The 23,557-nt window shown below is 59.6% G+C and carries 21 protein-coding genes and 1 pseudogene; 12 read left to right on the top strand and 10 right to left on the bottom strand.

Going from position 1 to position 23,557, the window contains the following annotated elements:
• Window positions 1-18: 18 nt before the first annotated feature.
• Complete coding sequence (locus AC1RQI_RS08590) at window positions 19-1,125, top strand: glutathione S-transferase family protein (protein WP_481904420.1); 1,107 nt, start codon at window positions 19-21, stop codon at window positions 1,123-1,125.
• Between the two features lie 7 nt (window positions 1,126-1,132).
• Here the strand turns inward: AC1RQI_RS08590 and AC1RQI_RS08595 are convergent, their stop codons facing one another.
• Together AC1RQI_RS08595 and AC1RQI_RS08600 are read right to left on the bottom strand one after the other, a co-directional pair.
• A complete protein-coding gene (locus AC1RQI_RS08595; RefSeq protein ID WP_481904421.1) occupies window positions 1,133-2,431 on the bottom strand; it encodes an NAD(P)/FAD-dependent oxidoreductase in 1,299 nt (432 codons plus the stop codon).
• A 67-nt stretch (window positions 2,432-2,498) separates the two neighbouring features.
• Complete coding sequence (locus AC1RQI_RS08600) at window positions 2,499-3,449, bottom strand: DegV family protein (RefSeq protein ID WP_416634873.1); 951 nt, start codon at window positions 3,447-3,449, stop codon at window positions 2,499-2,501.
• A gap of 301 nt (window positions 3,450-3,750) precedes the next feature.
• Here AC1RQI_RS08600 and AC1RQI_RS08605 point away from each other — a divergent pair, with 301 nt between their 5' ends.
• Window positions 3,751-4,758: a zinc-dependent alcohol dehydrogenase family protein gene (locus AC1RQI_RS08605; protein ID WP_481904422.1), complete on the top strand. Its 1,008-nt coding sequence runs from the start codon at window positions 3,751-3,753 to the stop codon at window positions 4,756-4,758.
• 50 nt (window positions 4,759-4,808) lie between these two features.
• Here AC1RQI_RS08605 and AC1RQI_RS08610 read toward each other — a convergent pair whose 3' ends face one another.
• Window positions 4,809-6,767 (bottom strand): M12 family metallopeptidase, encoded by a 1,959-nt coding sequence (locus AC1RQI_RS08610; RefSeq protein ID WP_481904423.1) that lies wholly within the window; start codon window positions 6,765-6,767, stop codon window positions 4,809-4,811.
• 299 nt (window positions 6,768-7,066) lie between these two features.
• Between AC1RQI_RS08610 and AC1RQI_RS08615 the strand changes: the two genes are divergently transcribed.
• From AC1RQI_RS08615 to AC1RQI_RS08630, 4 genes are all read left to right on the top strand, one after another.
• Window positions 7,067-7,666, top strand: coding sequence for a hypothetical protein (locus tag AC1RQI_RS08615; RefSeq protein ID WP_481904424.1), 600 nt, complete (start codon window positions 7,067-7,069; stop codon window positions 7,664-7,666).
• A 106-nt stretch (window positions 7,667-7,772) separates the two neighbouring features.
• The gene (locus AC1RQI_RS08620; RefSeq protein ID WP_481904425.1) at window positions 7,773-8,804 is read left to right on the top strand and encodes an AraC family transcriptional regulator; all 1,032 of its coding nucleotides are present in this window, start codon (window positions 7,773-7,775) and stop codon (window positions 8,802-8,804) included.
• Between the two features lie 173 nt (window positions 8,805-8,977).
• A complete protein-coding gene (locus AC1RQI_RS08625) occupies window positions 8,978-9,460 on the top strand; it encodes an N-acetyltransferase family protein (protein WP_481904426.1) in 483 nt (160 codons plus the stop codon).
• Between the two features lie 23 nt (window positions 9,461-9,483).
• Window positions 9,484-10,008, top strand: a complete 525-nt coding sequence (locus AC1RQI_RS08630; RefSeq protein WP_481904427.1) for an RDD family protein — start codon at window positions 9,484-9,486, stop codon at window positions 10,006-10,008.
• Window positions 10,009-10,023: 15 nt separating this feature from the next.
• Here the strand turns inward: AC1RQI_RS08630 and AC1RQI_RS08635 are convergent, their stop codons facing one another.
• A complete protein-coding gene (locus AC1RQI_RS08635; RefSeq protein WP_481904428.1) occupies window positions 10,024-10,821 on the bottom strand; it encodes a hypothetical protein in 798 nt (265 codons plus the stop codon).
• A gap of 223 nt (window positions 10,822-11,044) precedes the next feature.
• Here AC1RQI_RS08635 and AC1RQI_RS08640 point away from each other — a divergent pair, with 223 nt between their 5' ends.
• Window positions 11,045-12,040, top strand: coding sequence for a M23 family metallopeptidase (locus tag AC1RQI_RS08640; RefSeq protein WP_481904429.1), 996 nt, complete (start codon window positions 11,045-11,047; stop codon window positions 12,038-12,040).
• 51 nt (window positions 12,041-12,091) lie between these two features.
• Here AC1RQI_RS08640 and arcC read toward each other — a convergent pair whose 3' ends face one another.
• The 4 genes and pseudogenes from arcC to AC1RQI_RS08660 all read right to left on the bottom strand — a co-directional run bounded on the left by arcC (window position 12,092) and on the right by AC1RQI_RS08660 (window position 16,738).
• Window positions 12,092-12,997 carry a carbamate kinase gene (gene arcC / locus AC1RQI_RS08645; protein WP_481904430.1) on the bottom strand — a complete coding sequence of 302 codons (906 nt, stop codon included), beginning with the start codon at window positions 12,995-12,997 and terminating at the stop codon, window positions 12,092-12,094.
• Window positions 12,998-13,021: 24 nt separating this feature from the next.
• Window positions 13,022-14,023, bottom strand: a complete 1,002-nt coding sequence (argF, locus tag AC1RQI_RS08650) for an ornithine carbamoyltransferase (protein ID WP_481904431.1) — start codon at window positions 14,021-14,023, stop codon at window positions 13,022-13,024.
• Window positions 14,024-14,041: 18 nt separating this feature from the next.
• Window positions 14,042-15,271, bottom strand: coding sequence for an arginine deiminase (locus AC1RQI_RS08655; RefSeq protein WP_481904432.1), 1,230 nt, complete (start codon window positions 15,269-15,271; stop codon window positions 14,042-14,044).
• Window positions 15,272-15,293: 22 nt separating this feature from the next.
• Window positions 15,294-16,738 (bottom strand): annotated as a pseudogene (locus tag AC1RQI_RS08660) (YfcC family protein).
• 206 nt (window positions 16,739-16,944) lie between these two features.
• On the opposite strand from AC1RQI_RS08660, the gene AC1RQI_RS08665 reads away from it, so the two are divergent.
• Both AC1RQI_RS08665 and nhaD read left to right on the top strand, forming a co-directional pair.
• A complete protein-coding gene (locus AC1RQI_RS08665; RefSeq protein WP_481904433.1) occupies window positions 16,945-17,832 on the top strand; it encodes a DMT family transporter in 888 nt (295 codons plus the stop codon).
• 133 nt (window positions 17,833-17,965) lie between these two features.
• Window positions 17,966-19,384 (top strand): sodium:proton antiporter NhaD, encoded by a 1,419-nt coding sequence (gene nhaD / locus AC1RQI_RS08670; RefSeq protein ID WP_416634859.1) that lies wholly within the window; start codon window positions 17,966-17,968, stop codon window positions 19,382-19,384.
• A 12-nt stretch (window positions 19,385-19,396) separates the two neighbouring features.
• On the opposite strand, the gene AC1RQI_RS08675 is transcribed toward nhaD, so the two are convergent.
• Window positions 19,397-20,137 carry a siderophore-interacting protein gene (locus AC1RQI_RS08675; RefSeq protein ID WP_481904434.1) on the bottom strand — a complete coding sequence of 247 codons (741 nt, stop codon included), beginning with the start codon at window positions 20,135-20,137 and terminating at the stop codon, window positions 19,397-19,399.
• Between the two features lie 127 nt (window positions 20,138-20,264).
• On the opposite strand from AC1RQI_RS08675, the gene AC1RQI_RS08680 reads away from it, so the two are divergent.
• From AC1RQI_RS08680 to AC1RQI_RS08690, 3 genes are all read left to right on the top strand, one after another.
• Complete coding sequence (locus AC1RQI_RS08680) at window positions 20,265-20,402, top strand: hypothetical protein (RefSeq protein WP_481904435.1); 138 nt, start codon at window positions 20,265-20,267, stop codon at window positions 20,400-20,402.
• A 119-nt stretch (window positions 20,403-20,521) separates the two neighbouring features.
• On the top strand, window positions 20,522-21,568 hold the full coding sequence (locus tag AC1RQI_RS08685; protein ID WP_481904436.1) for a 3-deoxy-7-phosphoheptulonate synthase: 1,047 nt from the start codon (window positions 20,522-20,524) through the stop codon (window positions 21,566-21,568).
• 151 nt (window positions 21,569-21,719) lie between these two features.
• The gene (locus tag AC1RQI_RS08690; protein WP_481904437.1) at window positions 21,720-23,285 is read left to right on the top strand and encodes a BCCT family transporter; all 1,566 of its coding nucleotides are present in this window, start codon (window positions 21,720-21,722) and stop codon (window positions 23,283-23,285) included.
• 27 nt (window positions 23,286-23,312) lie between these two features.
• On the opposite strand, the gene AC1RQI_RS08695 is transcribed toward AC1RQI_RS08690, so the two are convergent.
• Window positions 23,313-23,492, bottom strand: coding sequence for a DUF2897 family protein (locus tag AC1RQI_RS08695; protein ID WP_481904438.1), 180 nt, complete (start codon window positions 23,490-23,492; stop codon window positions 23,313-23,315).
• Window positions 23,493-23,557: the final 65 nt, after the last annotated feature.

Consider the following 23,557-nt stretch of genomic DNA (forward strand, 5'->3'; position numbering starts at 1 on the left):
CACCGAAAGGGAGCCTTAATGAGCACCACTCATGCTTTTACCCACTATGGAACCGAGTTTTCCCTGTACAGCGGCAAAACGCGGTCCTATTTGCGCTATAAAGGCATTCCTTTTGAGCAAAAGCGGGCCACCCTGGGCGTCTATCGTCGGGTTCTGATCCCAAAGACCGGGGTGGCAATGATTCCGGTGGTTGAAACCCCCGAGCATGAGTTCATTCAGGACACCGTCGAGATCATCGATACGTTGGAGCAGCGCTTCCCGGAGCGCGACATTTATCCCGCTACGCCAAAGCAACGGTTGGTATCGCTGCTGGTGGAGCTGTACGCTGACGAATGGCTGTTGATTCCGGCCATGCACTTTCGCTGGAACTTCCCGGAAGAGAACCGGCGTTTCCTTCATGACGAATTCGGCAAGGTGGTGTCGCCCTGGCTGCCCGGGCCGTTGCGCCGTCTGGCCGGCAGCCGCCTCGCCAAGCATTTTTCTGGCATGCTGCCCCTGCTCGGTATTACGGATCGTACTGCCTCCGCCATCGAGAACTGGTATTACCAGGTACTCGACCAGCTCAATACCCATTTTCGTGAGCATCCGTATCTGCTGGGAGAGCGTGCCAGTATCGGGGATTTCGGCTTGATGGCCCCCTTCTACGCCCACCTCTATCGGGATCCGGCGCCGGGTCGCATCATGAAGCGTCGGGCGCCGTACCTGGTCGAGTGGATTGAACGCATGAACGCCCGCAAACCCCGGGTGGGGGACTGGCTCCCAGACGACCAGGTGCCCGAGACGCTGTACCCACTGCTCAAGCACCAGTTCGAGAGCCAGTTCCCGGTACTGCGTGAGACGGCGGACGCCGTTGGGCAGTGGGTCAACGATCATCCGGGCCAGAGATTGCCCCGTAAAGTGGGCGAGCACCGTTACTGTTTGAGTGGAGTGGAAGAGGCACGGGCGTTGCTCAGCTTCCCTCAATGGAAGCTGCAACGGCCCCTGGATTTCTATCAGGGGCTGCCGGCGGGCGAGCGCGGGCCGGTTGATGCCTTACTTGAGGCAGTCGGCGGCCGGAAGGCCATGACTATGACCCTTCCCCGCCGCCTTCGCCGCGAGAATAACCGCCTCGTGCCTGAGGCCTGAACCGAGGTCAGTGCAGTTTCATCTTGGGCTTGAAGGCACGGTGCAGGCGGTCTGTGAAGGCCATCAGCAGGCCCCGGAGCCAGCCGAAGACCGCGATCTGGTGCATCCGGTACAGTGAGACGTAAACCAGGCGGGCCAAGCGACCCTCCACGCGAAGGCTGCCCTTGGAGGTGCCACCCATCAGGGTTCCAACCGCGGAATACTGACTCAGGTTCACGAGCGAACCGTAGTCCTGGTACTGGAAGGCCTTGAGCTCGCGCCCGTGGAGGGCGCGGCGCAGGTTGGTCACGAGGTGATCCGCCATCTGGTGTGCGCTTTGGGCGCGTGGCGGTACAAAGCCCTGTCCCTGGGGGCAGGCGGCGCAGTCGCCCAGCGCAAAGATGTGCGGGTCATCCACGGACTGCAGTGTGGCGGCCACCTTGAGCATGCGGTTGGGCTGCAGGCTTAAGCCATCGAGTCGTTCCATCAGGGGCGGTCCTTGAACGCCGGCTGCCCAGACCATGAGGTCGCCGGGAATCTCATGCCCATCCTCATCCACCAACGCCTCGGGTCGGGCCTCGGTAATCCGTGCTTCAACGCGGACGTCGACACCGAGTTCCTTGAGTTCGCGTAATGTGTCGCGTGAGATACGCTCGGGCAGCGCTGGCAGCAGGCGGGGACCGGCCTCCAGAAGGGTGATGTGGAGCATGCTGCGGTCTGCCTGGGAGAACCCGTACTCATGCACTGTTTCCGAGGCATGCACCAGTTCCGCCGCCAGCTCGACTCCCGTGGCGCCACCGCCGACAATGGGAATGCGGGCACAGGCCTCCGGGTTTGTCCGGCGCTCGCTGTTCACCCGCATCAGGGTATTCAGGAAGGTCTGATGGAAATGCTGGGCTTGGTCGGGAGAGTCCAGGAACTGGCAATGATCCTGCACGCCGGGAATGCCGAAATCATTGGTAACGCTGCCAATGGCCAATACCAGGTAATCATAGGCGATCTGGCGCTCGGGCAGTATGGTCTGGCCGTTGTCATCAAGGATCGCATTAAGAGTGATGGTCTGGGCCAGACGGTCCAGCCCTGCAAACTCGCCCAGCACAAAATGGAACCCCCGGTGGCGGGCCACGGCACGGTAGCTGATCTGGTCCACGGAGGAGTCCATGGCGCCAGAGGCGACTTCGTGCAGCAGGGGCTTCCAGATATGGGTAGGGCTGCGGTCGATGAGGGTGATGCGCGCCTCACCCTTGCGACCCATGCGACGGCCCAGTTTGGTGGCCAGTTCCAGCCCCCCGGCACCGCCGCCAACAATCACGATCTCCGCTGTCATGACGGCTCCGCTGTGTTGATTGGTAGGCCAATCGTAACACAGCCAGGGGCGCTGGTCGGGGCTCGTATTACTGGAAGTCGTTGAACTCGTGTGGTTCAGCCGCCATGGCCAGACACAGGCTGCCCGGACCGATGTAGATGGTGCTGGTGATGCCCATCTGGGACAGCAGAAGCTCCACACCGTTGGCCTTACAGGCATCGCGCAACCGGTCGAGACCGGGCAGGGCTTCGATCTCCTCCCAGCTCATGCCACAGGAGAGCGACACATAGGGGGTGAGCAGCCCCGCCTCCACGCGGGACACCGCGTAATTCATCACTTTCTCCACCGCTGGCTCGAAGCCCCGGGTCTTGGTGACGGGTTTGCCTTCGGCGCCCTTGCCAAAGATGATCGGGGTGATGCTCAGGGCCTTGCCGAGAAAGGCCACCAGTCCGGAGACGCTGTTATCGCCCCGGCGGCGTGCCCGTTCGCGGATGTAGTGGAGATCGCGAGGGATGACCACGCTGTATATCTTGTCCGTGAAGCTGTCGATTTCATGGCGCAGGGCATTCTTGTCCAGGTTCTTCCGGATCAGGTGCGTGGTGTGGGCTGCAAGCAGACCCTGGCCGGCAAAGATCTGCCTGCTGTCCACCACCCGCATCGAGAAGCTGCCGGTTCCGCCAGCCGCATCGCGCTTGCGGCGGTATTCGGACAGAACCGTGTTCATGGCAACGCTGGCGTTTTCGTAGATCTTGCTGCGTGAACGGGTGACCGTCTCGCAGATTGCCAGGTCATAGTGATCCACGATCTGGTCCATGAACAGGTTATGGATCTGCTCTGCCGAGAACGGCTCTGTTTCCGCGTGATGCCCCTTCTGGAGCAGCCCCTGCTCGTAGAACTCCTGCGTCAGCTTGGGGTCGTGCGTATCGGTGTAGGTCTGGTCATCGATATGCGCCGTAACCGGCAGGACGAAGAGTCCGTGCTCCCTGCTGAACTCATGGGGAATGTCGCACGCCGAGTCGACAATCAGCCCTGTTTTCATGGTAAGCCTCCTTAAGTCCGCACTGCTTACAGGGGAGCAGAGGGAAATCCCCGGAACTCGTGGGCACTTCCTTTAGCGGCCTTGCATCATCGAATTTCCTGTTTATCACAGCCGGCTGGCGAGTTTCCGTGCAGCAGTTCCGGTTTTCAAGGAACTTTGAAAAGCTAACCGAAATCGGGAAGAGTTTGACCTGTCATGCTAATCACACCGTGGAATTTCCGGCGGTTGTTGACGCCAGGGCATTGACGCCCAATGATTGAGACGATTCATCCCAATCCCGTAACGCAATAGGAGAACCCTGATGAAAACGGTTACCGTCCCCAGCTCCGGCGGTCTTGATCAGCTTCAGGTTAGCCACCAGTCTGAACCGGGCCAGCCCGGTGTCGGCGAAATTCTGGTGCGGGTCCATGCCAGCTCGCTGAATTTCCACGATTACCTGGTGGTTAACAGAGGTATTCCCACGGAAGATGGGCGCATCCCCATGTCTGATGGCGCAGGGGTTGTGGAAGCGCTCGGTGAGGGCGTTGAGGCTTTCGCCGTGGGTGATCACGTCGTCTCCACCTTCTTTCCGCCCTGGCTAGAAGGCGAGCCCCAGCAGGGCAACTTTGCTGCTGTTCCGGGTGATGGGGTGGACGGGTACGCCCGCGAGCAGGTCGTGCGCCCGGCAACCTGGTTTACGCACGCACCCGTTGGCTACAGTCATGCCGAGGCTGCCACCTTGACCACAGCGGGCCTTACCGCCTGGCGGGCGTTGACGGTGGATAACCGGATCAAGGCCGGAGACACCATCCTCCTGCTCGGAACCGGGGGCGTTTCCATTTTTGCGTTGCAGTTCGCGCGGGCCATGGGCGTGAACGTAATCGCCACGTCCTCTTCCAACGACAAGCTGGCACGGCTCAGGGAGATGGGGGCTCAGCACACCATCAACTACAAGGAAGACCCGAAGTGGGGGAAGACCGTTATGGAGCTTACCAACGGTCGGGGGGTGGACCAGGTGATTGAGGTGGGCGGCCCCGGAACCCTCGCCCAGTCCATTGAGGCTGTCCGCATTGGTGGCCTTATCTCGCTGATTGGCGTACTCACCGGAAGCGGCGGTGAAGTGCCCACGGCCAAGCTCATGGCCAAGCAGGTCAGGCTACAGGGACTGCTTGTGGGCAGCCGCCAGCACCAGATAGAGATGGTTCGGGCCATCAATGCCACCGGCATCAAGCCCATCATCGATCGCAGCTTTACATTGGACAATATCGCGGATGCCTTCCGGCACGAGGAAGCAGGGAAGCACTTCGGTAAGATCTGCCTGGAGTTCTGAGCTGAACAATGCAGGCCGGGCACCAGGGGTGCCCGGCCTGCATGGAGGAGTCAGTCAGGGCGGTTCAACCAGAACTCGTATTCGCCGGCGCCGGACCCGGAGGCCACGCTCCAGGTGTAATAGCCACTTGGTCCGTCATAACGCACCTCGGCGCGGCTGTTGCCGTCCGTCGCGTCCCTGGCGACGCGCTGCCAGCGGGCGCCGTCCCAGCGATACAGGGTCAGGCTGTAGGTGGCGTCGTCCGGGGCATCCAGCCAACCCTGGTGGGTTCCTGCAGAACCCGATTGGTAGTGGGTACCGTCAGGCAGCATATCGTTGTCTCCCCTACCTTCGAGGCTGCCCGTGATATTCTGACAGTCCGTGCAGGGTGCAGCACCACCGCCAGAATCTTCATCGCTCCATTGCCAGAGCTTGTTCTGCTCACCGAAATAGCTGCCGCTGTCGCCCCAGGCAAAAACGGCGCCATCGCTGTCCCTGGCAATCAGCACCAGGTCGGAGCGTTTCCGGTTCACCAGCTTGTCGGCTTTCATATCCCATTGCTGATGGCTGGCGTTGTCAACACAGCGGCGGATGCGGGCACGAACCCCCCAGTTCGGGTTGTTGCCCACGTCCAGGCATTTACCGGAGGCCGCCTGGGGGCGCAGCTGGCCGCTGCCATTGTGAGTCCACTTCTGGCTCTCGCTGCCCCGGCATTCAGTAAGCTCCACAAGGGCTCCATCCTGGCTGGCATCGCCGGTCACCGTCAGGCACTGGCCATTGAGCATCGACGCCAGTGACCGGAAGTCGGATGTTCCGCCATCGTCCTTTTTGACCGTCAGCGTGAAGGTCTTGCTGGTGCTCAGTCCTTCGCCATCGGTCACGGTGATGGTTACTTCGGCCGTGCCCGTTGCTTGACGGTTGGGAGCCATGGCCAGGATCCGCTCATCGGACTGGCTGCCGGCGTTAACCTCGATGTTGCGATTGGGTAAAACCGTGGTATTCGAGGATCTGGCGCTGACATTCAGGTCGGAATCCGGCGTTTGATCATCTGCCAGCCGTACAGTCAGCTCATAGGACTGGGTATTGAAGATGACGGCTTCCTGGTGGCGCAGGCTCAGTTCAGGGCCTCTGTTGCCGGGACCGCCGTAGATTTCATTCAGGGCAGCCACATCCAGATCACTCAGCCCCTCGCGTTGGCCCAGGTCACCCAGGGAGACGCCGTCCCGGTTGGGCCTGATGGTAGGCTCGCCATTGCGGGAGAAAGCCCAGGCGCCGTAATGCATGATGGAGCCGTAGTCGTAGGGGCCGATATTCTGTTCATTCTGGATTCGGAACTGGCTTTCGCGGCCGTCCTTAATGTTGTTCCACTGGATCGTGACGTATTGGTCACGGTCCTCCCGCGACTGTTCGTGGAAGTGCCCGAGCGCATGCACCAGTTCATGGATCACGACGCCCTTTTGGCCACAACCCCTTCCCAGGCTGAGGTTCTGGGCACCGCCGCTCATGCCTACAAAGGAATAACAACCGGAGCCACGCATGATATTGACGTAGTTGCGCTCATCGCTATGCCGGACAAACCGGATATCGGTCTGTGCCTCGATTGCCTCCATGCCGGTTTGAACCACCTGACGGAACGAGCTGGAGAAGTTCCCGCCGAATTCGTAGGGCACCACGCCGTTCGGCCAGGTAGCGGCGCCCTCGGCAACGGCGGCGTTCGTGGTTGGCTGGGTCTGGTTGTCCGTGCCACGCGTCCATGGGCTGACGCGCATAGGTGGGATACCGGTGTCCTGAATTGTTTCATGGCGCCCAAGCACAATGTCGCCGCCGAAGATGGCATAGCCATCAACAACCTTGTAGGTCAGCTTCTCGCTACTGCCCTGGATGCGGGCCATGGCTGTCTGCTCACTGGCCGTCGTGTCCATCGTCCTCTGGCTGACGTCGGAACTCGCCTGTGCCATGCCCATGGCGCTACCGACCGCCAGGGCGCACAAGGTTTTGAGCGTGGTTGATGGTCTCCTGTTTTGCATCATGATTCCCTCTTTCTTGTTAGCCACGTTATGGATCCGTCCTTCCGAAAAAACGGAGGTCGCGAGTATTGATTTAAGAGGACCTAAGCCTCTGTCATCTTGTTCTGCTGCGTCAGACTGCATTGATCCATGGCGCCAAGCTGATCAGCAGGCGCTGTTGTCATCCGGGATCAATCCGGACTGACGCGTTGGAACAATCATCGCCGTTCAACCTTTGTTCTAATCCGTGATGGAACCTGGCCGGTACCCTGATCCAGCTCAAGGGCTTTAGCGGTCTCAATTGAAGGAATGAGCTTGAACCCATGACGATTGGTCACGTGTTGCTCGTGCCACGACTCGGTATGGGTGTGTTGCTGATGGGCGCACTCATGGCGGTGTCTGGTTGTAACGGGGCCTCTGCTGCCCGCCCAGCGTCTGAACCGGGCGCCGGGTTCAGCTACACGGCCACCAGCGACGGGAATCGGTTCCGGAAAGCCTGTCCAAGTGGGGTCCGGTGCGATGCGGACTTCGACTACCACGCCCTGGCCTACGAGGATCAGCGTCTTAAGCTGACGTTGTTCTTCAAGCCTGAGCTGGCGCACGGGTACAGCCTTGATAACTTCCGGGAACACTTCCAGTACGCCCGCATCCAATACGAAGCGAATCCCGGCTCAAGCCCGGACAGACGGATTCTCGCGGAGGCAAGGGTCAAAGGACCGGATGTGGCGTTTCGCAGCTATACGCACGAGACCCTGACGATTGGGATTCAAGGGCACAGGTTCCGTCGGGTCGTGGAACGGCAATCGTCCGATCCCGGTTGTCGCAACGGGGATATTGCCGGTCAGTGCAGCGACATGCGTGCCGTGGAAGCGCCCTACCGCATCACCATTAAAGCAGCAACCCCGGATCCCGAGCCCGGTTGATCCTGGGTATCAACGGCGTCTATGTGTGACGTTGATCACGCTGGGGGGTCCCGCCTTCTATTAGTCTGCCTTCAGGGTCGGAAGGCCTGATCTGGATTTGAGGCAATTGGACAAGGAGGGCCAGACCATTACTGGTGGTATTGCCATAAGTGTGCTACGCGCTGCCGCGGACTATGTCCGTCATTCCGGGTTGGAGCCCACAGGGTTGTTTGAGGATTGTGGTATTCCCAGCAGCTGGCTGGAGGAGCCGTCGAGACATGTCCCGGCTACAACGGTAGCGTGTTTGTTCGATGAAGCGTCGCGGCGCCTGGAAGACTCTCTTTTCGGGCTGCATGTGGGGCAGGTCACCAAGCCTTGGCATTGTGGTGTTCTCGGCCCTCTCCTGATGTGCAGCGAAACCATGGGGGAAGCCCTTGAACACTTCCTGATGTATGAGCCCATTGTTGATGGCATCGGACGAACCCGGCTCAGGGGGCGACGCGATTCACTACTGCTGAGCTGGACGACGATGCCTGGCGAGGGGCGGCCGCCACGGCACATCGCGGAGGCCAAGCTGTCCGCCTGGTTCGCCTTTTTCCGCTGGCTGAGCCAGTATCAATACGGTCTCCAGTGCGTTTACTTTGAACACCCCGAACCACCTGAACGTGAACGCTATGAGCGCCTTTTCCAGTGTCCTGTCCACTTTGGTCAGCCCTGGACAGCTTTCTGCCTGGAGCGATCCATCCTTGAGCTGCCACTGAGCTTGCCAGACCCCATGTTGCGAAAGGTGCTCCAGGCGCGCGCGGAGAGCCAGCTGGCGCAGCTCATGCAGACGCGGTCCCAGGCGTTCTCCGCACTGATCAGGCACCATCTGGAAGCGATGCTCCACGAGGGTGAGCCCAGCCTGAGCGAGCTTACCCGGCGCCTGAATGTCAGCCCCCGCACCCTGCAGCGGCGCCTCAGCCCCGAAGGCCACTGCTACAAAAGCCTTTTGGACGAAGTGCGCCGCGATCTGGCCCTGTGTTACATCGAAAACCCGGATCTTGCCCTCCACACGATCAGCGGGCTGCTTGGATTCAGCGATCAGAGCGCATTCCAGCGTGCGTTCAAGCGCTGGACCGGTTCATCTCCGGGTCAATACCGTGGCCAAACCCATTGATCATGGCATCCAGGCTCTTGAGTGGCCTCGAAGACAAATCGGCGTCCATCACAGATCAAAAGGGGATTGAAGGGGGCCCTGTTTAGTGGAAGACTGGCCGCTTGCTCATCAGGTGCCCGGTATCCATGCAATCTGGAAGAACCCCTGTTTTGTGCTGTAGACGGGAGTGTGAAGTGTCAGGTGTAGAAATTCGTCAAGCAAGAATTGAAGATGCGATTCTGATTCATAGGTTTATCACAGAGCTTGCTGCTTATGAGCGAGCGCAAGAGCAGGTTCTGGCCACAGTCGCTGACATAGAAAATGCTTTATTTGATCCCGGTTCGAGTACTGATGCGGTTATTTGCGACCTTGACGGTGAACCTATCGGGTTTGCGGTCTATTTCTTCAATTTCTCCACATGGCTCGGTAAGCGGGGCCTGTACCTTGAGGACTTGTATGTTTCTCCACAGTACAGGGGGGATGGCGCTGGAAAAGCGCTTCTGAAACATCTTGCGCAGTTTGCGGTGGCCAATGATTGCGGGCGGTTTGAGTGGAGTGTTCTCGACTGGAACGAGCCGGCGATTCGGTTTTATGAATCAATTGGCGCTGAACCACAGAGTGAGTGGGTTGTCTATCGCTTGGATGGCAAAGCGCTTGAAGATTTTGCTCAGGAATGAATGCCTTCGACAAGGAGAGTCCCGTGCCGGATCCATATCAGGTCCCTGCCTCTACCCTAACCGATGAAGTCCCTGAAGGCCGGCCTCTGGCGTCCAGGGTAAGCCGTCTGGGGGCGGCCATGATTGATGGAATAGTCACCCTCCTGATCATGACGCCTGTCCTTTTTGTATGGGGAAAATGGGGCGACCTGCTCAGTGGTGGTGAAACCTCTTTCGGAACCGATGTCTTGCTCCTGATATACGGCGTCGTGGGCTACGTTCTGGTGAACGGCTACTTCCTTCACCATAGTGGTCAAAGCCTTGGCAAGAAGGCTTTGGGGATTCGGATCGAGAACCTGGAAGGCCACCTCATTGGTGCCCCGGCCATCATCGGTAAGCGCTATCTGCCGGTCACGTTTATGTCCATGGCCCCCGGGAACCTGTTCGGGTTGATTGATGCGCTTTTTATCTTTCGCAAGGACAGGCGCTGCATCCACGACATGATTGCCGGGACCCGCGTGGTTCAGCGCGTCCCAGAGCAATCCGGGCCGGTTGACCCTCATGGATGATCCGCTGTCCCAGGATCAAGGCTTGGCATTGTTGTCCGAGTCGCTCTGAGGCGACGGTAGCCGATACTTTCGCCGCAGCTCGGGCAACCTGCCGCTTTCTTCCAGTTGGCCCAGCAGACGGTCCATTGATTTGACGGGGATGGTACTGCCTTCCCGGACGAGGGCGCGTAGCTTGTAGACCTGGTCCACGCGCTCACTGATGGTTAGGTGTTCGCGGGCCCGGGGGTGACGTCGTAAGTACAGGCGGAGGAAGGAGCGGGGAACGACAGCTACTTCCGCCACCGAGGGTCGGTCCAGGAGGATGAGCTTAATGTTTCTTTCGAGGCTGCTCGACAGCAGCATATCGAATTTCGTGTCCAGAAAGCCTTCATCCGTTACATGGTCGGCAAACTGGTAATGATACCCCAGCATGCCCACCAGTTGTTTGTCTTTCAGGTTATTGAAGAAGTCTTGGCTATCGACGCGATTGCTGTGAGCGACAAACACCTCTTCGTCCCGGGCAATAACGCGCGTCCCTTCAACCGGGCGGTCACGCCATTGCCAGCGTTTGTCCTCAAAAAGGATTGCATCATAGAACCCCTGTTCGTGATCCAGGTAACGGCGTTTCGAAGAGGTGAGAAAGAATTCGAACTTGTATTGGTCCTGGATCTCATTGAGCGCGTCAATAACTTCCAGAGTCATTCCCGTATACCCATTTCCTTTGATCATGACAAAGGGTGGGAAGCGGTAACCCGCAATGCGGACCGTCTCGGCTTGAACCAAGCCAGGTGTGAGAAGCGCCAGGACGAGCAGAATGATGCTGATACGGAACACGTCTGTAACACCTTTTTCGGCAGCAGGAAAACGAAGGTTCCAGTTCGTGCAGCGAACCTTAATGGCATGTTAGCAGTCTGTCAGACTGGTTGCCTTGGCCTTGGCGACGATCCGTTTCGGGGAGCAATGTAAAGGGAATGCCCGGTTGACTCTAATGTGGGGAGTGATTGCTCTCACAGGAGCAGTCGGAAGTGGAGAGAATGAATTCAGGAGGTAGGTCTCTATGTGGCGAACGGTACTGATGCTTGCCCTATTCCTCAGTCTGGCCGCAGGCGCTGTGGCAAAGACAGGGCAGACGCTGGAGCGGGGGCGGGAGCTGACTCAGCGGTTCTATCAGGAGCGACTGGACAGCCTCTGGGAGCAGTTTGCGCCGCCAATGAAGGAACACTTTGGGGATGCAGAGGCCTTGAGGCTCTTTCGGGACCAAATAGGGGCTCAGTTGGGGCAGGAGGCATCCTTGCTTTCAGAGGGAGTTGACGCAGCTGGGGACTCTCAGGTTTACAAACGGACGGCCCGTTTTGAGAAGGCATCAGGACCGGTGCTGGTTCAATGGTCCCTCGATAAGGAGGGGGCAGTCACGGGTTTCCTGGTGACGCCAGCTGAAGCGGCACCAACCCAATACCGGGAGTATGAGACAAAGGCCGATCTGCGCCTGCCTTTCCGTGGGCAGTGGTATGTCCTGTGGGGAGGGCGGACGTTATCCCAGAATCGGCATGCCCGCGTGAAGGATCAGCGGTTTGCCTATGACTTTGTGATCAGGGAGGAGGGGGCCTCGCATGCTGGTAAGGGCGAAAGAAATGCGGACTATTACTGTTTTGGGCAAACGGTTCTGGCCCCCGCTTCCGGAACGGTTGTCGCGGCCGTGGACGGGGTTGAGGACAATGTCCCGGGGAATATGAACTCGCGTCAGCCACTGGGCAATTACGTCATCATCGATCATGGCAATGATGAGTTCTCGTTTCTGGCACACTTGCGGCGGGGCAGTGTTGAGGTAGAGGAGGGCGATCAACTAGAGCCCGGGGAGCTGCTCGGGGACTGTGGCAACAGTGGCCATTCCAGTGAACCCCATCTGCACTACCATCTGCAAACGACGTCAGAGCCGTTCAAGGGCGAAGGGTTGCCCGCTCAATTCCGGCATTACGCCGCAGATGGCGAACCAGTTGCCAGAGGCGAGCCGGTGAAAGGTCAGGTGATCCGGCATTCGCCCTCGGAACGTTAGGCTGGACCAGGACGTTAGTGCGGCGGGGAGCCGGCTACCTGTTTCCGGTCCTCATCCGCCAATACGGGTCCCCGCTGTCCGTTCCAGAATCGCCACGGCATCCTCCAGCCGCCCGATACCGCTCAGGCCCCCGGTTTCGGCAAAGTCGGTTGCCGCAGCCAGCTTGGGGCCCATGGAGCCGGCTGGCAGGTTGAGCGCCCGGGCATCGCTCAGGCTGAGTTCATGGAGTGGGGTAGCGGCGTCTGTCCCGAAGCCGCGATAGATGGCGTCCACATCGGTGAGCAGCAGCAGGGCATCGGCTCCCAGCTGGCGCGCTAACAGGGCGCTGGCGGCGTCCTTGTCGATAACGGCTTCCACGCCGATCAGGTTGCCGTCCTCCCGGCGCAGTACAGGGATGCCGCCGCCACCGGCGCAGATGACGACGACGTTCTGCTCAAGGAGCAGTTCCAGAACCCGGGTGTCGGGAATTTCCTTTGGTTGGGGAGAGGGGACGACACGGCGCCATTTGTCCCCATCCTGAGCGATCTGCCAGCCAGCGGCTTCAGCTTTGGCCTCGGCTTCCTGCCTGTCGTAAACCGGTCCGACGAACTTGGTGGGGTTGCTGAAAGCCGGGTCATCCCTGTCCACCCGGATCTGGGTCAGAAGAGTAGCGACGGCCCGCTCATGGCTCAGGGTATTTTCCAATTCCTGTTCAATGATGTAACCGATCATGCCTTCCGTTTCGGCCCCCAGGACATCCAGTGGGTAGGACTCATCCGGCTTGTAGGCGGCTCCCTGCAGTGCCAGGAGGCCAACTTGCGGTCCATTGCCATGAGTGATGATCAGTTGGTGACCGGCACGGACGATGCCAGCCAGTGATTGCGCGGCGGTCCGGGCATTGGCACGCTGGGCTTCCGCTGTCAGCGGTTCCCCGCGACGCAACAGGGCATTGCCGCCCAGGGCTGCTACCACAAGCATGTCTGGCTCCCTTATCTCTATCTGTCAGTTTCCAAGCGTGGCGACGAGCACCGCCTTGATGGTGTGCATCCGGTTCTCCGCCTGGTCGAAAACGATGGAGGCGGGACTTTCGAAAACGTCTTCGGTGACTTCCATGGCCTCAATACCGAATTCGGCCTGGATCTCCTTGCCGACAGCCGTTTCCGTATTATGGAAAGCGGGCAGGCAGTGCATGAACCGGGCGCGGGGATTGCCGGTTTTCTCCATCAGGGCGGCGTTCACCTGATAGGGCTGAAGCAGCTTAATGCGCTCCGCCCATTTGTCCTTGGATTCGCCCATGGATACCCATACGTCGGTGTAGACAAAGTCCACACCTGTTACGCCTGCATCAATGTCGTCGGTGATCGTGACCCGGGCCCCGGTATCCTCGGCAATGGCTCGTGCTTCGGCTTGCACGGCTTCCTCGGGCCAGCAGGCCCGGGGGGCGCACAGCCGCACGTCCATGCCCATCTTGGCGCCGCCAATGAGGAGGCTGTCACCCATGTTGTTGGCAGCATCGCCCATGAAAACAAATGCTGTCTCCCGGAGCGGTTTCTCCACGTTTTCCTGCATGGTCAGGAAGTCTGCCAGGATCTGGGTTGGGTGGAACTCATCGGTGAGTCCGTTGTAGACCGGCACGCCAGCGTATTGGGCGAGTTCCTCGACCACATCCTGGCCGAAACCACGGTATTCGAGAGCGTCATAAACGCGTCCGAGCACCCTGGCAGTATCCTTGACTGACTCTTTGTGGCCAATATGGGTGCCAGTGGGGCCCAGGTAGGTGACACGGGCACCCTGGTCAAAAGCTGCCACCTCAAATCCGACCCGGGTTCGGGTGGAGTTCTTTTCAAAGATCAGCGCAATGTCCTTGCCCTCCAGGCAGGGCGTTTCAGTGCCGGCGTACTTGGCGGTTTTGAGGTCGGTTGAAAGCTTGAGCAGAAAACCGATCTCGCGGGGACTGAAGTGCCTAAGGGTGAGGAAGTGCCGGTTCCTGAGGTTGAAAGCCATACCTTGATTCCTTTTCGTTCAGACAGGGTCACGTTGGGTGGGGCAGCTCATACAGCGCCCTCCGCCCCGGCCCCGGCCCAGTTCAGCCCCTGGAATGGCCAGAACCTCGATGCCGGCGGCCCTCAGGGCGGCATTGGTATCGTCATTGCGGTCATAGCCAATGACCACGCCCGGGCTCAATGCGAGTACGTTGTTGCCGTCGTTCCATTGTTCCCGCTCGCGCTCGGCCGGGGTGTCGCCGCCGGTGGGGACCACCTCCAGGGCGGCATAGCCCAGCACCTCCGCAACCACATCAAACAGCGGACGGGGGTCCCGGTGGAATGACAGGTGCTTGCCGTTTTCGCCCGGGCGCAGGTCGTAGCATACGACCTGATCCGCCACTTCCTTGAAGCTGGTTACCACATTGCCGCCACAGAAGGTGAACACCGTGTCCAGATGCATGGCGGAGCGGGTCTTGGGAATCTGGCACGCAATAACCCGTTCAGCCGCTCCGTTTTCGAACAGGGCCCTGGCGAGCTGGCCTATGGCCTGCGGCGAGGAGCGTTCTCCCATGCCCACCAGCACCACCCCATTGCCCACCGGCATGATGTCACCGCCTTCGAGGCTTGCCAGGGCATGGTCGGTGAGGGGGTCGCCCCAGTGGACGTTGACCCTGCCGGCAAAGGCAGGGTGATACTGGTAGACCGCGCTCATCAGCAGTGTTTCCGGTTTGCGGGCGGCCCAGTACATGGGATTCAGGGTCACCCCATCATGGATCCACGCGCTGTTGTCCCGGGTGAACAGGAAGTTGGGAAGGGGCGGCAGCACAAAGCCATGGCGCCCCAGGTGGTTGCCGAACAGCCCGGTTGGCTCGAAGGGCAGGTCGCCCACTTCCAGGCCCCCCATCAGGAACGCCGCCAGAGTCTGACCCGGCAGTTGGTCCATCCACGCGCGGAGGTCGGACACCATACCCACGCCGATATGATTCCAGGTGATCCGATGATCGAGAATCCAGGCCCGTGCCTGCGGGATATCAAGTGTTTCCCCCAGGAGATCGTTGACGTCCAGTACCTCCACGCCACGTTCACGCATCACGGAGGTAAACACATCGTGGTCTTTCTGGGCCTGCTTGACCCAGAAGACGTCGTCAAACAGCAGGGCATCGCAATTGGAGGGCGTCAGGCGCCGGTGTGCCAGCCCCGGGCGGCTGACGATCACCTGCCTGAGAGCGCCGGTTTCGGAGTGAACACCAAGGGTGTGCTCGGTCATGTCAGGTCCTCGTCCGCTGATGTTAAAGGAGTGCGCCAATGCTGATCACGGCCGTGATGAACACGGTCAGGATCAGCAAGAGGGGCCACATAAAGACCAGCCAGCGATCATAGGAAACACGGCCAATGGCCAAGCCGCCCACTACGACTGCGAAGGTTGGGTTGATCAGGTTCACCAGGCCGTTGGCGGACTGGTAAGCGGTGACCACCAGATCACGGCCGACGCCGGCAAAATCCGCCAGCGGTGCCAGAATCGGCATGGAGAGCACGGCCAGGCCGGACGATGACGGCACGAAAAAGCTCATGCCCACCTCAATCCAGAACATCAGGTTGATGAAGGCGAGCTCGGGCAGGCCTCCCAGGGTGGTTTCGGCACTGTGCAGGATGGTATCGGCAATCATGCCCTGTTCCATGATCACCACAATGCCCCGGGCCAGCCCAACAACCAGTGCTACGCCGAGCAGGTCCCGGGCGCCGTCAACAAAGCTGCTGGTCAGCTTCTTTTCACCCAGGCGGGCGATGATGCCGATAACGATGGCGGCGCCGAAGAAGAGTGATCCCATCCTGGCCATCCACCAGTCCTGGGTTGAAACCCCCCAGATCATGACGATGAACGTCAGCGCGAAAATGATCAGGGCGATTTTCTGTGTGCCTGTGAGCTCGAAGTTCTCCAGTTCATCGTGGCCCTGTAGGAAAATCCTGCGGTGTGCGGCTCTCTGTTTGGCCACCACGGAGCGGGAAGGGTCCGCCTTCACCCGCTGTGCGTAGCGCATCACGTAGGCGGCGCATATGATAAGGCCACCCACGAGCAATATGGCGCGGAGCACAATGCCATTCGTGAAGGGAATCTGGGCGGCATTGGAGGCAATAACCGTCGCAAATGGGTTGATTGTGGACCCGAGCACCCCGATGCCGGCCCCACCAGAATCACGGCCACACCGGTAACCGCGTCATACCCGGCTGAGATCATGACTGGGATCAGGATGGCGTAGAACGCCAGGGTCTCCTCGGCCATGCCGTAGGTGGTTCCGCCCAGCGCAAAGAGCGTCATGAGTATCGGAATCATCCAGATCTCGTGGCCTTCCAGATGATGCATGGCGCTTCGAATGCCTGTATCGATCGCGCCGGTGGCGTTCATGACGCCCAGAAAACCCCCCAGGAACAGCACGAACAGGGCCACATCAATGGCATTGGCGGCGTAGCTTCCGGGATCATAAAAGCCTGCCGTGGGCGCCAGCATCACATCGACGAAGCCCTGGGGGTTGGGTTCAACGGTTTCATAGGTCCCTGGCACCGCAACCTCACGCCCGATCTCTTCGTTCATGGACCGCTCATACTGCCCCGCAGGGATGATCCAGGTGAGCGCGGCCACCAGAATGATCAGCAGGAACAATATGGTGTAGGCAGTGGGAAAGCGTGTTTCCAGGTCTTGTTCCGGGTTCGCCGAGGGAGGTTGTTCGTCCGTCACGTGGCATCTCCAATTACCAATTGTGGCTGGCTGATGGGCCGACCCACCACTTCCACTATGAACCCTGTTAGCGCTTAATCAATTGAGGAGTATCAACTCGACAGACGTTGGTCTGTCACCCATAATCCGCACTTTCCCTGACCCAGGGTTAAGCCTGAATGCTGGTCGGGTGTGCCCCAATCTTCAACGTGCAATCAGGAGCTTCAATGGCAGCTGCAACAGCGCTCGTAGTATTGGCTTCCCTGTGTTGGGGGTTATCAGGCGGTATCGGTGGCATCCTGATGGCGGATGGCTGGGATGCCTTCGTGGTGTCGTTCTACCGGGGGGCCATTGGGCTGGTGTTCGTCCTGGGGTGGCTGGCTCTGCGACCGCGCGGGAGCGGGCTTTCAAACCGCTGGTTGTGGTTCTGGTCGGCGATTGCAGGCCTGGGGGTCGCCGGCAATTTTGCGTTCTATTTCCTGAGCATTTCGGAGGGCAGCGTTGCGGTCGCGGCAACATTGATGTATTGCGCGCCCGTGTTTGTCTATCTCCTTTCCTTTGCGCTGAAGCTGGAAAGCCCAACTCCGATGAAGTGGGTGGCGATCGTGATGGTGATGATCGGGATCGTGCTGCTTACCCGCATTTACGACATTGATGCCGGCGGGGTAACGCCGCTTGGCGTGGGCGCGGGGCTTCTGGCCGGGTTGTCCTATGCGGTCTTTATTTTCGGGTTCAAGTACGCGGCGCCCCACGGCAGCCCTCAGGCGATACTGGTGGTCGCCTTTGCGGCACTGGTCATTCTGCTGGTGGGGCTGGGTGATACCAGTCAGATCGCTACCGCTCTGGAAACGCCGGATTGGCCACTGTTCGTAACACTTGGGATTCTGGGGGCGGGACTGTCCTTCATTTTCTACATCCTCGGGCTGAACCACACCGCGCCCGCCGTAGCCTCCATTGTGGCGATGGTGGAGCCCGTAACGGCGTCCCTGTTCGGTGTTGTGGTTCTGGAAGAGAGTCTGGTCGCCCTCCAGGTTGTGGGGATGGTCCTGATCCTGGCCACGGTTACGGCGCTGAGTGTGTTCTCAAGCCCGAAAAGGTCGCTGCCCGAGGACTGAGGCGTTACTGGGGGAGCGCTTCCGGTTTGATGCCCGTCAATCACTTGATGTCCGCCAAGGACAGGGCCGAGCCGCCTGCATTAGACTAAGCCCGCTTTTGGCCCCTGTTTTCTAACCCGACATTCGGAGCCCCATGCTATACCGTCTAGCCGCTGTCCTGTGTTTGCTGTTTACGAGTGCGCCGGTTGTTGCCAGTGCCGGTGAGCTGGACTTGACCGCAACACTGCCTGGGGCGGTCGCCCTGCTGGTCTTTGCCATCGCCTACGCCCTGGTGATGGGCGAGGAACGGCTTGAGTTGCGCAAATCCAAACCTGTCCTGGTGGCGGCGGGTATTATCTGGATGGTGATCGGGGGTGTTTATGTGGCGGAGGGCCGCCCCGATGTGGTTGAAGAGGCCTTCCGGCACACACTGCTGGAGTTCAGCGAACTGATGCTGTTCCTTCTGGTGGCGATGACCTACATCAATGCCATGGAGGAGCGCCACGTCTTTGATGCGTTGCGGGCCTGGTTGCTGCGCAAGGGGTTCGGGTATCGCGCGCTGTTCTGGATCACGGGTGGTTTGGCGTTTGTCATATCCCCAGTGGCCGATAACCTGACCACGGCCCTGTTGATGTGTGCGGTGGTGACCAAGGTGGGCGAAGGGGACAGCCGCTTCATTAATCTGTGTTGCATCAATATCGTAGTAGCGGCCAATGCGGGAGGTGCCTTCAGCCCCTTCGGTGACATCACCACCCTGATGGTCTGGCAGTCCGGGGTTGTGGGCGTGGCTGAGTTTGCCCGGCTGTTCCCGCCGGCGCTGGTGAACTTCCTCGTCCCTGCCTTGGTGATGAACGCATTCCTGGTGGATCGCAAACCAGGGGTTGTGTATGAAGCAGTAACCATGAAGCGGGGTGCGGTGCGGATTATTGGCCTGTTTCTGGTTACCGTGGCGTTGGCGGTCTTTGTGCACTCTGTACTGCGGCTCCCGCCGGTGCTGGGCATGATGACCGGGCTTGGTTTGCTGCAGTTCTTTGGGTTCTACCTGCGCCGGACCTTGCCGGAACGGCTGGAGCGCAGGCGTGCCCATGCGGAACGCAAGGGCGATCAGGAGGCGTTGAAGCGCCTGGGTAACGTGGTTCCCTTTGACGTCTTCAATCGGGTGGCTCAGGCGGAGTGGGATACGCTGCTTTTTTTCTATGGTGTTGTGCTCGCCGTTGGTGGCCTGGGATTCATGGGCTACCTGGAGTTGCTGTCCCACACACTGTACACGGAATGGTCGACCACCTACGCCAACGTTTTCCTCGGGGTTATCTCGGCGATTGTTGACAATATCCCGGTCATGTTTGCGGTTCTGACCATGGATCCCGCCATGCCCCATAACCAATGGCTGCTGATCACACTGACCGCCGGGGTTGGAGGCAGCCTGCTTTCCATTGGTTCCGCGGCGGGCGTTGCCCTGATGGGCCAGGCGCGAGGCAGTTATACCTTCCTCGGGCATCTACGGTGGACGCCAGCCATCTTTCTGGGGTATGTGGCCAGTATCGGCGTGCACCTATGGCTGAGCGGCGCCTAGTGCCGACAGGTGCTAGGCCTCCAGATCCTGTTTTTTCGCTTGTTTCATGCCCTCATCGGTATCCCCCTTCTTCCAGTAGGAACTGCAATACATGGCCCGCTTATCGATGCCTTGCTCGTCCCGGAAAAAGCGGCGCAGATTGCGCATCGTGCTGAACTCGCCGGCGAACCAGGGAAACGGAGTGCCCGGTAGCCAAGGCAGGGCGCGTACTCGCTCCGCGATCGGGGCGTTGGGGTTGGCCGTGTCAGGGTTGACCAGCCAGGTCAACTCGATGCCTTCGGGATGCTTGATGGGCTGTTTGTCCTGTTCGCACAGGACTTCAATGATGGCGTAACCACGGGCCTCGGCTGGGAGCTGTTCCAGGTTGACGGCCAGTGCCGGCAATGCGCTCATATCGCCCGCGAACAGGAACCAGTCGGCATCCCGGGGAGCGACTTTGGGGTCGCCGGGGCCGCGGATGGTGATGGTGTCGCCAGGTTCGGCCCGGTTGGCCCAGGCTGATGCGGGCCCTTCATCACCATGGTCCACGAAATCAAGCGTCATGGCCTGACGGGCGGCGTCAAAGGCGCGGATGGTATAGGAACGCAGGGTGGGTTTAGCGTCTTGATGCGCTGGCTCGAAAACCAGTTTAACGTAGCCCCCTTCCTGATTCGGCGGGAAAGTGGCCAGCTCCGCTCCGTGCAACACGATGCGACGCATGTTCGGGGTCAGGCGGTCGTTGCTGTAAACAGTGAGGCTGTAATCACTTGGCATTATTTACTCGGTCAGTATCAGGTTCGCGTTTTCCAGTGATAATATTCTCATCTTCCTGGAAAACAGGAAAGGCGTTCCGGTCTGGCCGGGTGTTGCAAACCCGGGCGGGTACGTTATAGTTCGAACCATGAAGTCAGTTACCGCAGCATCCACGTCAATCAATAATCAGGTACTCGCCGACAATCCGGCGGGCATGGTGGCTGCTGTGTATTGCCAGTGGTTTGGTTTCGGCTTTTTCTTTAGCCGCATGCCGGGCCACGCCTGACGATCCTTCACACTTCAGGAGGCGGCCCGGCAACAAGCCTGGCTGCCACCGGATGAAGAACCCCGACTGGCAGCCAGCCGTCGGGGTTTTTTTATGGGAGGTCAATAATGGTTACAGCAATGAGCGATGCACAGACGACGACCGGAACAACCCAACAGGCGCAGGATTCTAATGCTGTTCAAGCGTTGCCGGCACCGGTGGAACTGAGGCGGCAGCTGCCCTGTTCAGAGGCGCTACAGGCTCAGGTTGAGAGCCATCGGCAGGCGGTTCGGGCCATTCTGAGAGGCGAGGACGAGCGGCTGTTGGTGGTTGTCGGGCCCTGTTCGGTCCATGATGAAGTGGCTGCGCTTGAGTACGGTGAGCGGCTGGCGGAGTTAGCGGCAACGTTACAGGACCGCTGCCTCATCGTGATGCGCGCCTACCTTGAGAAGCCCCGTACGACGGTGGGCTGGAAAGGACTGCTTTACGATCCGGAGCGCACCGGTGAAGGGGATCTGGCCCAGGGACTGGTGCGCAGTCGGCGTCTGCTTCTGAACCTGGCGCAGCTGGGTCTGCCACTGGCCACCGAGGCTCTCAATCCCATGGCGGTGGATTACCTGTCCGATCTTGTGAGCTGGACCGCCGTTGGCGCGCGTACCACCGAGTCCCAGCTTCACCGGGAGATGGCAAGCCAGTTGCCCATGCCGGTGGGTTTCAAGAACGGTACGGATGGCAGTCACGAAATGGCACTCAACGCCATGCAGTCAGCGGCTTCCCCCCATTACCGGTTGGGCACGGATCTTCAGGGTCGACCGGCCATGATGCAGACGCCCGGTAACCCGGATACACACCTGGTGTTGCGCGGAGGCCGGGGCATTACCAATTACGATGAAGCCAGCATCGCGGCGGCCCAGCAAACGCTTCGGAAGAACGGACTGACCCCCTCCGTTATGGTTGACTGCAGTCATGACAATGCCTGCAAGCAGCATCAACGCCAGCCGGAAATCGCCCGTGAACTGCTGCGTCAGCGCCAGGCGGGCAATCGCCGTATTGTTGGCATCATGCTCGAAAGCTTCCTGGTTGATGGTAAACAAAAGGATGAGGGCGAGCTGACCCACGGCCAGTCCATTACGGATCCCTGCCTGGGATGGGATGAAACGGTGCGTGTACTGCAACAGATGGCCTGAGCTGCTCTGAAGCCCTATCATAAGCGCGACATCACAATGGCTTACGGTAGCGCGTGAACCGTTACCGTCACTTGGATCTTCTACGGGTTGTGGATTTATGGGCGCACTTCAATCAGGGGTAGTAAGGGCGTGGCAGCGTTTTACCCAAAGAATGTCACCGCCGGTCTTTATTGGGTCGGCCCTTTGCGTCATTGGCTTCTGCTTGTTCGGGGGGCTTTTCACGGCCACAGCGAGTGAGGCCTTTTCCAGTCTGCAACAGGCCATTTCCAGGACCTTTGGCTGGTATTACGCGCTGATTGTCACTGTCTTTGTGGTGTTCGCGTTCTGGTTGATGCTCAGCCCCTATGGGCGGCTGCGGCTGGGACCGCCGGATTCAAGGCCCGAATTTCGGTATCGTGTGTGGTTTGCCATGCTGTTCAGCGCCGGTATGGGGACCGGCCTGGTGTTCTGGGGCGTGGCGGAGCCGCTGTACCACCATACCAATCCGTTGTTTGCGGAGGGCGGTTCGCCGGAAGCGGCCAAGGAGGCCATGCGCTACACGTTCTTCCACTGGGGCCTGCACCCCTGGGCCATCTATATCCTGTTCGGCGCTTCCATTGCGTACTTCCATTTCCGTCACGACCTTCCGCTTGCCCCCAGGTCCATTCTGCACCCGCTGATTGGTCGCCATGTAAACGGGCCGATTGGCCATGGGGTGGACATTCTCTGCACGGTCGGCACCCTGCTCGGGGTATCCACCTCCCTGGGATTGGGCGCCATGCAGATCAACAGCGGCCTTGCCCAGTACATGGACATACCGCTGGAGACCAATGTGCAGGTCGGCATTATTGCCCTGATTACCCTGGTGGCAACACTTTCGGTGGTCTCCGGAATCAAGGCGGGCATCCGGCGGTTGAGCCTGATCAATCTGTCTCTGGCTTTCGGGCTGATGGTGTTCGTCTTCTTTGCCGGGCAAACGATCCATATTCTGGAAACGTTCGTGGGATCGTTGGGACTTTATATCCAGACACTGCCGGAAATGAGCCTGTGGGTGGAATACACCAGGCATACCGACTGGCAAACCACCTGGACCATGTTCTACTGGGGGTGGTGGATTTCCTGGTCGCCGTTTGTTGGGGTGTTTGTGGCCCGTATTTCCCGGGGACGGACACTGCGTGAGTTTGTGCTGTCGGTGATGCTGGTGCCCACGCTGGTTACATTCGTCTGGTTGTCGGTCTTTGGGGGGTCGGCGCTCCATATCGAGCTCTTTGGTAATGGCGGGTTGAGTCAGATCGTTCACGAGGACGTATCGCTGTCACTGCACGCCTTGCTGAAGGCGCTACCCCTGGCGGGGGTGACCATGATGTGGGCAACCCTGGTCATCGTGATTTTCTTCATTACGTCTTCGGATTCCGGGTCACTTGTTGATGACATGGTGACGTCGGGCGGTCACCCCAATCCCCCGCGGGCACAACGTGTTTTCTGGGCGGTGTCAGAAGGGTCTGTAGCGACGATCCTCCTGGTTGTGGGCGGGTTGCGGGCGATTCAGGATGCCTCCATTTCCCTTGGCTTCTTCATGTCCTTTCTGCTGATCGCGATCTGTCTGGGCTTCTACAAAGCACTGCGTTCAGAGCGCCATATGACCCGTGGCGGTAAGGGGGACTTCCTGCTGATGCCCTGGAGCAAGCATGCCCAGACGCCGGAAGCGCCCAAGCCGGAACTCTGGGACAGTGATTGAGCGGCGCGCCGTCCAGGAGTAAGTAGGTTACGGCTCCTGGTCGTTCTCGCGCTTTTCCTGTTCTTCCAGTTCCGCCTTGCGTTTGCGGATCCGTTCCATCCGGTCCCCGGAAACATCCAGGCTGTGAGCCCGGTTTTTCAGCGTGACAAGGCCCCCCAGCAGGGAGCCGATAACGGCAAGGAGGATGAACCATTCAGTGGTGGCCATGATGCGCTCCCCTTGGGCTGGAGAATTGGCAGTTGGTATAGGCCGGAACCATAGTACCATTGTTC

It is taken from the genome of Salicola sp. AFF1, assembly GCF_056783195.1.